Origin of the sequence: Kitasatospora sp. NPDC058170 (genome assembly GCF_042883905.1) — a bacterium.
Taxonomy (GTDB): Bacteria; Actinomycetota; Actinomycetes; order Streptomycetales; family Streptomycetaceae; genus Kitasatospora.
Map to the genome: position 1 here is coordinate 31509 of NZ_JBHVUV010000046.1, position 12009 is coordinate 43517.

6 protein-coding genes are annotated in these 12009 nt (G+C 75.3%); all 6 read left to right on the forward strand.

Annotated elements, in window-relative coordinates; genetic code table 11:
- Positions 1-3: 3 nt before the first annotated feature.
- Complete coding sequence (locus tag ACFVVX_RS35035) at positions 4-948, forward strand: ABC transporter permease (protein ID WP_387951796.1); 945 nt, start codon at positions 4-6, stop codon at positions 946-948.
- Positions 949-951: 3 nt separating this feature from the next.
- Complete coding sequence (locus tag ACFVVX_RS35040; RefSeq protein ID WP_387951798.1) at positions 952-1809, forward strand: ABC transporter permease; 858 nt, start codon at positions 952-954, stop codon at positions 1807-1809.
- Entirely contained in the window at positions 1806-3443 is a 1638-nt protein-coding gene (locus ACFVVX_RS35045; RefSeq protein ID WP_387951799.1) for an ABC transporter ATP-binding protein, read from the forward strand. Before ACFVVX_RS35040 ends, ACFVVX_RS35045 begins: the two co-directional genes overlap by 4 nt.
- Positions 3440-5839, forward strand: coding sequence for an arylsulfatase (locus ACFVVX_RS35050; protein WP_387951801.1), 2400 nt, complete (start codon positions 3440-3442; stop codon positions 5837-5839). Before ACFVVX_RS35045 ends, ACFVVX_RS35050 begins: the two co-directional genes overlap by 4 nt.
- Positions 5840-5942: 103 nt before the next feature.
- A complete protein-coding gene (locus ACFVVX_RS35055; protein ID WP_387951803.1) occupies positions 5943-6602 on the forward strand; it encodes a 4'-phosphopantetheinyl transferase in 660 nt (219 codons plus the stop codon).
- Between the two features lie 216 nt (positions 6603-6818).
- Positions 6819-12009 (forward strand): beta-ketoacyl synthase N-terminal-like domain-containing protein (locus ACFVVX_RS35060; RefSeq protein ID WP_387951805.1); only part of this gene is annotated, 5191 nt, incomplete at its 3' end.

Genomic DNA, 12009 nt, shown 5'->3' on the forward strand with positions numbered 1-12009 from the left:
CCGATGCGATCCTTCCTGTTCAAGCGGCTGCCCTCCGGGCTGCTCGTCCTCGTCCTCGCCTCCTTCCTGGTCTTCCTCATCCTGCGGCTGATCCCCGGCGACCCGGCCACCTCGCTCGCCGGGCCCGACGCCGGGCCGGAGGCCGTCGCCGCCATCCGCGGCCGGCTCGGCCTCGACCAGCCGCTGCTCTCGCAGTACGTCGGCTGGCTCGGCGACCTGCTCACCGGAGACCTCGGCCCCAGCTACGCGATCGGCGGCCAGGTCGCCGACCTGATCGGCAACGGGCTCGGCGCCACCGTCCAACTCACCCTCGGCGCCCTGCTGCTGGTGGTGGTGATCGCGCTGCCGCTCGGCGTGCTCGGCGCCACCACCCGGCGCCGGCCGGTCGCCGCCGCCGTCCGCGCCTTCACCACGGCCGTCCTGGCGGTGCCGCCGTTCGTCACCGGCGTGCTGCTGGTGCTGCTCTTCGCCGTCACCCTCGGGCTGCTGCCGGCCGGCGGCCACGAGTCCCTGCTCGACCAGCCCGACCTGGCCGTGCAGTACCTGCTGATGCCCGCCGTCTGCCTGGCGCTGCCGAGCGCCGCCGTGCTCGCCCGGTACCTCAAGGACGGCATGGAACGCGCCCTCGCCGAGGACTACGTCCGCACCGCCACCGCCCTCGGCGTCTCCCGCCGGCGGATCGTCTGGCAGCACGCGCTGCCCAACGCCCTGCCGTCCGCGATCACCGTCCTCGGCCTGCAGATCGGCCAACTCATCGCCGGGGCCGTGCTGGTGGAGCGGATCTTCGCCTGGCCGGGCCTCGGCCAGCTGATCGAGCAGGGGGTGATCCGCCGCGACTACCCGGTCGTGCAGGACCTCCTGCTGCTGATCGTCGCCGTCTATGTCGCCGTCCAGCTGCTCACCGACCTGGTGTACGCGTGGCTGGACCCCCGGATCCGGTGGGAGTGACCGATGACCGTCCTGACCGCCAAGGCGCCGCCGCGCGCCGCCCGCGTCCGCCGCAACCGCTACCTGGCCGGCCTGCTCACCGGGCGCGGCCTCACCGGCCTGGCCCTGGTCGGCGTGATCGCGCTGGCCGGCCTGTTCGCGCCGCTGCTCACCGACCTCGACCCGAACGCCCAGAGCGCCCTCGCGCTCGCCGGCCCCAGCGCCGACCACCCCTTCGGCACCGACGACCTGGGCCGCGACCTCTTCAGCCGGGTGCTGCACGGCATCGGCACCGACCTCGCGATCACGCTCAGCGCCGTCCCGGTCGGCGCCCTGCTCGGCTGCTCGCTCGCCCTGCTCGCGGCTTCCTCCCGGTGGGCGGACGTCACCGTCCAGCGCACCTTCGACCTGCTGCTCGCCTTCCCCGGGATCATCCTGGCGCTCGCCGTGACCGCCGTGCTGGGCCCCGGCCGCTGGCCGGTGCTGATCGTCATCGCGCTCGCCGAGATCCCCGGCTTCGGGCGACAGCTGCGGGCCGGCATCCTGGTCCAGCGGGAGCGCGAGTACGCGCTGGCCGCCCGGGTCGGCGGGGCGTCCCGGCTGCGGGTCCTGCTGCGCCACGTCGTCCCCAACTCCGCCGACCCGCTGATCGTGCAGAGCGCCGTCGCCCTCTCCATCGGCGTCTTCATCGAGGGCGCGATGAGCTTCCTGGGCCTGGGCGTCCGCCCGCCGGAGCCCACCCTCGGCTCGATCCTCAGCCAGTCCGTCGCCTACCTCGACACCCACCCCGCCTTCGCGGCCGCCCCGCTCGCCGCGACCACCGCCCTGGTGCTCGGCTTCACGCTGATCGCCGAGGCCCTGAACAGGGGGATCCGCCGATGAGCCGCCCAGTCCTGCAGGTCCGCGACCTCACGGTCGCCTTCGACGAGGTGACGGCCGTCGACGGGGTCGGCTTCGAGCTGGCCGCCGGCGACACCCTCGGGCTGGTCGGCGAGTCCGGCTCCGGGAAGTCGACCACCGCGCTGGCGCTGCTGCGCATGCTGCCGCCCGGCGGCCGGATCACCGGCGGCTCGGTCGAGCTCGACGGACAGGACCTCGCCGCCCTGCCCGAGGCCGCCCTGCGCGGCCTGCGCGGGCGGCGGATCGCGATGATCTTCCAGGACCCGATGTCCTCGCTGAACCCGGTGCTCACCGTCGGCAAGCAGCTCGACGAGGCCCTGCGGGCCCACGGCACGGCCGCCCGGGCCGAGCGCGCCGCCCGGGCGGCCGAGCTGCTCGACCTGGTCGGCATCCCCGACGCCGCCGGCCGGCTCGGCGACCACCCGCACCAGTTCTCCGGCGGCCAGCGCCAGCGCGTCATGATCGCGCTCGCGCTGGCCAACAACGCCGAGGTGCTGGTCGCCGACGAGCCGACCACCGCGCTCGACCCGACCGTCCAGCAGCAGATCCTCCACCTGCTCTCCCGGATCAACCGGGAGACCGGCACCGCCCTGGTGGTGATCAGCCACGACCTCGGCGTGATCGCGCAGACCTGCCGCCGGATCCTGGTGATGCGGGCCGGCCGGGTGGTCGAGCAGGGCGCCACCGGCGAGGTGCTCGCCGCACCCCGGCACCCGTACACCAAGCAGCTGCTGGCCGCCGTCCCGCGGCTGGAGGCGCCCTCCGAGGCCGCCGCCAACAGCCTCCCGGGCCCCGAACCGCTGCTGACCGTGCACGGGGTGCGCAAGACGTACGGCCCGCGCCGGCGACCGGTCACGGCGCTGGACGGCGTCGACCTGGAGCTGCACCCCGGCGAGACGCTCGGACTGGTCGGCGAGTCCGGCTCCGGGAAGTCCACGCTGGCCCGGGCCCTCGTCCAGGTGCACGCCCCCTCGGCGGGGACCATCCGGTTCCGCGGCGAGGAACTCGGCCACGGCGGCGGCCGCGCCGCCCGGCGGGAGCTGCAGATGGTCTTCCAGGACCCGTACTCCTCGCTCAACCCGCGGATGACGGCCGGCCGGATCATCGAGGAGCCGCTCATCGCGCACGGGCTCGGCACCGCAGCAGAGCGGGCCGCCCGGGTCGCCGACCTGCTCCGACAGGTCGGCCTGGAGCCGGAGATGGCGGACCGGCACCCGCGTGCCTTCTCCGGCGGCCAGCGCCAGCGGATCGGCATCGCCCGCGCGCTGGCGCCCGAGCCGAGCGTGCTGATCTGCGACGAGCCGGTCTCGGCGCTGGACGTGTCGGTCCAGGCCCAGGTGATCGAGCTGCTCGCCCGGCTGCAGCGCGAACTCGGGCTCGCCGTCCTCTTCATCGCGCACGACCTCGCCGTGGTCCGCCAGGTCAGCCACCGGATCGCCGTGATGCACCGCGGCCGGATCGTCGAGACCGGCCCGGCCGACCGCGTCGTCACCGCGCCCGAACACCCGTACACCGCCGAGCTCCTGGCCGCCGTGCCGCGCCTGGACGCCGTCGGCCCCACTGTCGGACCCGCCGTCGGACCCGCCTCCGGACCAGCCCTCAGGAGCACCGTATGAGCACCACCCCCGAGCCCACGCCCGAGCCCACGCCGGAGTCCGTTCCCACGCCGGAGTCCGAGCCCGCGCCCGTGCACCACCCCGGCCGCCGCGACCCGTACGCCGGTTTCGCCGGCACCGTCGGCCGCACCTTCGGCGAGTCGGTACCCGCCTGGCCGCAGCGGGTGCGCCCGCGCGAGGGCGCCCCCAACATCGTGGTCGTCCTCGTCGACGACATGGGCTACAGCGACATCGGCCCGTTCGGCGCGGAGATCCCCACCCCCACCCTGGACCGGCTCGCCGCCGACGGCGTCAAGCTCGCCAACTACCACACCATGCCGCTCTGCTCACCGGCCCGGGCGGCCCTGCTCACCGGCCTCAACCCGCACCGGGTCGGCTACTCCTTCGTCGCCAACGCCGACCCCGGATTCCCCGGCTACGGCATGGAGGTCGCCGGGGACATCCCCACCCTCGCCGAGGTGCTGCACGGCGAGGGCTACGCCACCTACGCCGTCGGCAAGTGGCACCTGACCCGCGACTCCACCTCCAACGCCGCCGACAACCGCGCCAACTGGCCGCTGCAGAAGGGCTTCGACCAGTACTACGGCGTGCTGGAGGGCCTGACCAGCCTGTTCCACCCGCACCAACTCGTCCGCGACAACAGCCCGCTGGACATCGACGAGCTCCCCGAGGGCTACTACTACACCGACGACATCACCGACCAGGCCATCTCGATGGTCAAGTCGCTGCGCGCGCACGACGCCGAGAAGCCGTTCTTCCTCTACCTCGCGCACAACGCGGTGCACGGCCCGCTCCAGGCGAAGCCCGAGGACCTGGCCCGGCACCGGGGACGCTACGACGGCGGCTGGGACGAGCTGCGCGCCGCCCGCTTCGCGCGCCAGTCGGCCGCCGGCCACTTCCCCGCGGGCACCGAGCTGCCCGAGCGCAACTCCGAGGCCGGCCACGACGTCGGCCCCTGGAGCGAACTCACCGACGTACAGAAGAAGTTGTACGCCCGGTACATGGAGGTGTACGCGGCGATGGTCGACAACGTCGACCAGAACCTCGGCCGGCTCACCGACACCCTGGCCGCACTCGGCGAGCTCGACAACACCATCATCGTCTTCACCTCCGACAACGGCGGCACCGGCGAGGGCGGCGCCGAGGGCACCCGCAGCTACTTCAGCCGCTTCGTCCACCACCCGCGGCTGCCCGCGGACTGGAACCCCGACGTCGAGCGGGAGATCGAGCTGATCGGCGGCCCGCAGAGCCTGGTCCACTACCCGCGCGGCTGGGGCATGGCCTCCAACACACCGTTCCGCCTCTACAAGGGCCAGACCCACGCGGGCGGCGTCCGGGTGCCGTTCGTGCTCTCCTGGCCGGCCGGCCTGCCGCGCGCCGAGGGCGACGACGGCGTCCGGCCGCAGTACCAGTACGTCACGGACATCCTGCCCACCCTGCTCGAACTCGCGGGCGTGCAGCGGCCTCAGGAGCGCGCCGGGCAGCCGGTGCAGGAGCTGGACGGGGTCAGCTTCGCGCCCGTCCTGCGCGAGCCGCAGGCGCCCAGCACGCACCACGAGCAGTACTGCGAGATGACCGGCAACCGCAGCTACTACCGCGACGGCTGGAAGCTGGTCACCCTGCACCGCTTCGGCGCGCCCTACGACGACGGCGAGTGGGCGCTGTACGACCTGCGCACCGACCCGACCGAGATCCACGACGTCTCCGCCGAACACCCCCACATCGTCAAGGAGTTGGCGGCAGCCTGGGAGGCGGCCGCCTGGCGCGACGGGGTCTTCCCGCTGTCCGACGGCAGCGGCGCGCTCGCGCTGCGCAACCCCGAGGACGCCCGGCTGCGGCGGCCGGTGACCCTGCTCGCGGGTACGCCCGAGCTGGAGCGGTACCGCTCCTCCCGGCTGGTCTCCTTCCGGTCCTTCACCATCGAGGTCGAGCTCGACCGGCACGGGGACGCCGACCAGGGCGTCCTGGTCTCGCACGGGGACCAGGGCGGCGGCTACAGCCTGTACGTCGAGGACGGGCGGCTGCGGTTCGCCTACAACCAGTACGGCGAACTGCACGAGACCGACGGCGGCCCGCTCGCCGCCGGCGCGCGCCGGGTCACCGTCGAGGCGGCGGCCGTGGCGGACCTCAAGTGGGAGTTCCGCCTGCTCGTCGACGGCGTCGAGGGCGGCCGGCTCGGACCGGTCCACCAGCTCATCGGCATGGCGCCGTTCCAGGGCATCAGCGTCGGCGTGGACCGCAAGTCCCCGGTCTCCTGGCCGGTGTACGAGCGGCACCGCTCCTTCCGCTACAGCGGCGGACTGCGCTCGGTCACCTACCTCCCGGGCGCGCCGGCCCCGTACGACCCGGAGACGGTGGCCCAGGCCCTGCGGGAGGCCGCGGCGGCCTTCGAGTAGCACCACCGACCGGCCGTCCCCGGCCCCGGACGGGCCGGGGACCGCTGGGTTACCCTCGTCCAGGCGTGCGGCGCAGGCCCGCACACCTGCACGAGGGGGAAGCGTGATCGCCGAGATTCTGCCCGCGTCCGTGGTGGTCGAGGCCGCGTACGACGACCCGCCGCAGGCCCGGCTGGAGCCGGCCGAGGAGGCGGTCGTCGCCAAGGCCGTGGAGACCCGGCGCCGGGAGTTCACCACCGTCCGGCACTGCGCCCGTCTGGCGCTCGGCCGGCTCGGCGTGCCGTACCGGCCGCTGGTGCCCGGCCTGCGCGGGGCGCCGAGCTGGCCCGACGGGGTGATCGGCAGCATGACGCACTGCGCCGGGTACCGCGCCGCCGCCGTCGCCCGGCCCGGCGACCTCGCCTCGCTGGGCGTCGACGCCGAGCCCGCGCTGGCGCTCCCGGAGGGCGTGCTGGAGGCCATCGCGCTGCCCGGCGAGCAGGAGCGGATCGGCAAGCTGCTCGCCGAGCTCCCGCACCTGCCCTGGGACCGGCTGCTGTTCAGCGCCAAGGAGGCCGTCTACAAGGCCTGGTTCCCGCTCACCGGACTGTTCCTGGAGTTCGCCGAGGCCGACATCACGCTGGACCCCGACGGGACCTTCCACGCCGTGCTGCTGGTACCGGGCCCGGTCGTCGGCGGCCGGACGGTCGGCGCCTTCGACGGCCGCTGGATCGTCCGCGACGGCCTGCTCGCCACGGCGATCGCCGTCCCGGCGGCCGAGTAGGCCGGCCCGGCCGGTCCGGCGCGGCCCGGTCCAGCCCGAAGGGGCCCCGGACCGGGCCGCGCCCGTAGCACGCCCGCAACACCCCTGCAGCACAGCCCTGTTGTGAACCCCTGTGGTGAACCCCACCCGGTTTAGAACGCCGCAAGGCCCCCGTTAGGGCCGCCCGTGACGGTGTTCTGACCTGTGTGTCCACGACGAGGGAGTACCGCACCGATCATGAGCAGCGACCTCTCCGCCCCGATCGCCGTCATCGGACTCTCCTGCCGCCTCCCCGGGGCGCCGGACCCCACCGCGTTCTGGGAGCTGCTCAGCCGCGGCGAGGACGCCGTCGGCACGCCCCCGGCCGAACGCTGGTCCGCGGCCGCCCCGGCCCGCGGCGCCTTCCTCGACGAGGTGGACCGCTTCGACGCCGCCTTCTTCGGCATCTCGCCGCGCGAGGCGGCCGCGATGGACCCGCAGCAGCGGCTGCTGCTGGAGCTCGGCTGGGAGGCGCTGGAGGAGGCGGGCATCGTCCCCGCCACGCTGGCCGGCAGCCGGACGGCCGTCTTCGCCAGCGCCATCTGGGACGACTACGCGGCGCTGCACCACCGGCGCGGCGAGGACGCGGCCGGGCGGCACTCCGTCACCGGGCTGCACCGCGGCATCCTGGCCAACCGGCTCTCCTACGTGCTCGGCCTCACCGGGCCCAGCCTCACGGTGGACGCCGCGCAGTCCTCGGCGCTGGTCGCCGTCCACCTGGCGGCCGAGAGCCTGCGCCGCGGCGAGTCCGAACTCGCCGTCGTCGGCGGGGTGAACCTCATCCTGTCGCCCGGCTCCAGCGCCGACAGCGCCCGGTTCGGGGCACTGTCGCCGGACGGCCGCTGCTACACCTTCGACGCGCGCGCCAACGGCTACGTCCGCGGCGAGGGCGGGGTGGCCGTCGTGCTCAAGCCGCTGGCCCGGGCCCTCGCCGACGGGGACCGGGTGCACAGCGTCCTGCTGGGCAGCGCCGTCAACAACGACGGCGCCTCCACCGGGCTGACCGTGCCCGACCGGACCGCCCAGGAGGCGGTGCTGCGCGAGGCGCACGCCCGGGCGGGGACGGACGCGCCGTCCGTCCAGTACGTCGAGCTGCACGGCACCGGGACGCCGGTCGGCGACCCGATCGAGGCGGCGGCGCTGGGGGCGGTCCTCGGCACGGGCGCCGGGGAGCGGCCCGCACCGCTGCACGTCGGGTCCGCCAAGACCAACGTGGGCCACCTGGAGGGCGCGGCCGGCCTGGTCGGCCTGCTGAAGACCACCCTCGCCATCTCCCGCCGCCGGCTCCCGGCCAGCCTCAACTTCGCCGAGCCCAACCCGGCGATCCCGCTGGACGAGCTCGGCCTGCGGGTGCGCACCGAGGAGGGCCCCTGGCCGCAGGCCGACCGGCCGCTGATCGCGGGCGTCAGCTCGTTCGGCATGGGCGGCACCAACTGCCACGTGGTGCTGGCGGACCTGGCGGGAGCGGCGGCCGCGGCCGGGACGGCGGAGCTGCCGGACCCGGCGGAGTCGGCCGACCTGCCCGCGACCGCCGGGGCCGCGGCCGGACCGCTCCCGTGGGTACTGTCCGGACGCGACGGCCGGGCGCTCCGGGCCCAGGCCGCCCGGCTGCACTCCCACCTCACCTCGGACGCCGACACCGCCTCCAGCTCCAGCTCCGACGCCGGCTCCGGCTCCGACCCGCGCGACATCGCCCACGCGCTCGCCGCGACCCGGACGCTCTTCGACGAGCGCGCCGTCGTCCTCGCCGCCGACCGCCCGGCGCTGCTCGACGGCCTCGCCGCCCTCGCCGCGGGCGAGGACCACCCCGCCGTGGTCCGCGGCCGGGCCCCCGCCGAGCCGCCCGCAACCGCCCACCTGTTCACCGGGCAAGGCAGCCAGCGCCCCGGCATGGGACGCGAACTGTACGCCGCCTACCCCGAGTTCGCCCGGGCCTTCGACGACGCCGCGGACGCCCTCGACCCCCACCTGGACCGCCCGCTGCGCGACCTGGTGTTCGCCGAGCCCGGCACCCCCGAGGCCGCCCTGCTCGACGAGACCCGCTACACCCAGCCCGCCCTGTTCGCCCTGGAGACCGCGCTCCACCACCTGGTCCGCCGCTTCGGACCGGCCCCCGGCCACCTGGCCGGCCACTCGATCGGCGAGCTCACCGCCGCCCACGCCGCGGGTGTCCTCTCGCTCCCGGACGCCGCCCTGCTGGTCGCCGCGCGCGGCCGCCTGATGCAGGACCTGCCGGCGGGCGGCGCGATGGTCGCCGTCGAGGCGGCCGAGGACGAGGTGCTGCCGCTGCTCTCGGACGGGGTGTCGCTGGCCGCCGTCAACGGCCCGCACGCCGTCGTCCTCTCCGGCGACGAGGCCGAGGTGCTGCGCGCCGCCGGAACACTGGCCGCCCGGGGCCGCCGCACCCGCCGGCTCGCGGTCAGCCACGCGTTCCACTCCGCGCACATGGACCCGATCCTGGCGGAGTTCGAACGCGCCGCCGCCGGACTGGAGTTCCACGCACCGCTGATCCCCGTCGTCTCCAACGTCACCGGTGGGCTCGCCACCGCGGCGGAGCTCACCTCCCCCGCCTACTGGGCCCGGCACATCCGCGCGGCCGTGCGCTTCCACGACGGACTGCGGACGCTGCGCCGCGCCGGTACCACGGTGTTCCTCGAACTCGGCCCGGACGCCCACCTCACCGGCCTGGGCCGGGAGGCGCTGGCCGACACCGGCGGTGGCCACGTGCTGCTCGCCGGGCTGCGCCGCGGCCGACCGGAGGCGGCGACGCTGCTCGGCGCCCTGGCGGGCGCCCAGGTCCACGGCGCGCCGGTGGACTGGGCGGGCTCCCCGGCCGTCCGGGGCGGCCGGCCCGTGCCGCTGCCCACCTACGCGTTCCAGCGCGAGCGCCACTGGCTGGACGGCCCGCCCGCCGTCGACACCGCCCCCGTGGCCGCCCCCGAGGCAGCCGCCGCCGAGCCCCCCGCGACCGCCGCCCCCGAGCGCACCGCCCCCGAACGGACCGGCCGCGCCGCGCTTCCCGCCGACCTGCTGGACCTCGTCCGCACCCAGGCCGCCATCGTGCTGGGCCACGTCACGGGCGAGGCGGTCGACACCGGCCGCAGCTTCAAGGACCTCGGCTTCGACTCGCTCTCCGGCGTCGAACTGCGCGACCGCCTGCAGAGCGCCACCGGCCTCTCCCTCCCGTCCGCGCTCGTCTACAACCACCCGACGCCCGACGCCGTGGTCCGCCTGCTGCGCGAGCGCCTCAGCGGGGACGCCGCCACCGCGACCACCCCGGTCGCCCGCCGGACGACGGCCGACGAGCCGATCGCCATCGTCGCGATGGCCTGCCGCTACCCCGGCGGGATCGCCTCGCCCGAGGACCTCTGGCGGCTCGTCCACTCCGAGACCGACGCGATCGGCCCGTTCCCCACCGACCGCGGCTGGGACCTGGACGCCCTCTACGACCCCGACCTGGACACCCCCGGCACCGCCTACGTCCGCGAGGGCGGCTTCCTCTCCTCGGCGGCCCGGTTCGACGCCGGTCTGTTCGGCATCAGCCCGCGCGAGGCGCTGGCGATGGACCCGCAGCAGCGGCTGCTGCTCGAAACCGCCTGGGAGGCCTTCGAGCGGGCCGGCCTCGCCCCCGACCGGCTGAAGGGCAGCGAGACCGGCGTCTTCGTCGGCGCCACCGCGCAGGACTACGGCGCCCGCCTGCACGAGCCCGCCGAGGGCCTGGACGGCTATCTGCTCACCGGCGGCACGGCGAGCGTCGCGTCCGGCCGGATCGCCTACACCTTCGGGCTGGAGGGGCCGGCCGTCACCGTCGACACCGCCTGCTCCTCCTCGCTGGTCGCGCTGCACCTCGCCGCACAGGCGCTGCGCCAGGGCGAGTGCGACCTCGCGCTGGCCGGCGGTGTGACGGTCATGGCGACGCCGGGGATGTTCCTGGAGTTCAGCCGCCAGCGCGGCCTGGCCGGCGACGCCCGCTGCAAGGCCTTCGCGGCCGCCGCCGACGGCACCGCGTGGGCGGAGGGCGTCGGCCTGCTGCTGGTCGAGCGGCTCTCCGACGCCCGCCGCAACGGGCACCCGGTGCTCGCCCTGCTGCGCGGGTCCGCGATCAACCAGGACGGTGCGAGCAACGGTCTCACCGCCCCGAACGGGCCCTCCCAGGAGCGGGTCATCCGGCAGGCCCTGGCCGGCGCCGGGCTCAGCCCGGCGGACGTGGACGCCATGGAGGCGCACGGCACCGGTACCCGGCTCGGCGACCCGATCGAGGCCGAGGCGCTGCTGGCCACCTACGGTCAGGACCGGCCCGGCGACCAGCCGCTGCTGCTGGGCTCGTTGAAGTCCAACATCGGCCACAGCCAGGCGGCGGCCGGGGTCGGCGGCATCATCAAGATGGTGCAGGCCATGCAGCACGGCGTCCTGCCGCGCACCCTGCACGTGGACGCGCCCTCGCCGCACGTGGACTGGTCGGCGGGCGCCGTCGAGCTGCTCACCGAGACCGTGCCCTGGCCGGAGCGCGGGCGCCCGCGCCGCTCCGCCGTCTCCTCCTTCGGCATCAGCGGCACCAACGCGCACGTCATCCTGGAGCAGGCACCCGCGCCCGACGCACCGCAGCCGGCCGAGGACGACCAGGCCGCGGGCCCGGTGCTCTGGCCGCTGTCCGCCCAGAGCGCGGACGCCCTGCGCGCGGCGGGCGGACGCCTACGGGACCACCTGCTCGACCACCCCGAGCTCGCACCGGCCGCCGTGGCCGCCGCCCTGGCCGGTGGCCGGGCGTCGTTGGAGCACCGGGCCGTCGTGATCGCCACCGACCGCACCCAGGCCCTCGACGCCCTCGACGCCCTCACCCACGACACCGAACACCCCCACCTCATCCGCGGCACCGCCACCACCCCCGCCCCCCTCGCCTTCCTCTTCACCGGCCAAGGCAGCCAACGACCCGGCATGGGCCAAGAGCTCTACCACACCTACCCCGCCTTCGCCCAAGCCTTCGACGACGCCGCCAACGCCCTCAACCCCCACCTCGACCACCCCCTCCACGACCTCGTCTTCGCACAGCCCGACACCCCCGAAGCCGCACTACTCAACGAAACCCGCTACACCCAACCCGCCCTCTTCGCCCTCGAAACCGCCCTCTTCCGACTCCTCCAACACCACAACATCCACCCCGACCACCTCGCCGGCCACTCCATCGGCGAACTCACCGCCGCCCACGCCGCCGGCATCCTCACCCTCACCGACGCCGCCCACCTCGTCACCACCCGCGCCCGCCTCATGCACAACGCCCCCACCGGCGGCGCCATGATCGCCATCCAAGCCACCGAACAGGAAATCACCCCCCACCTCACCCCCCACGTCACCATCGCCGCCATCAACACCCCCACCAGCCTCGTCATCG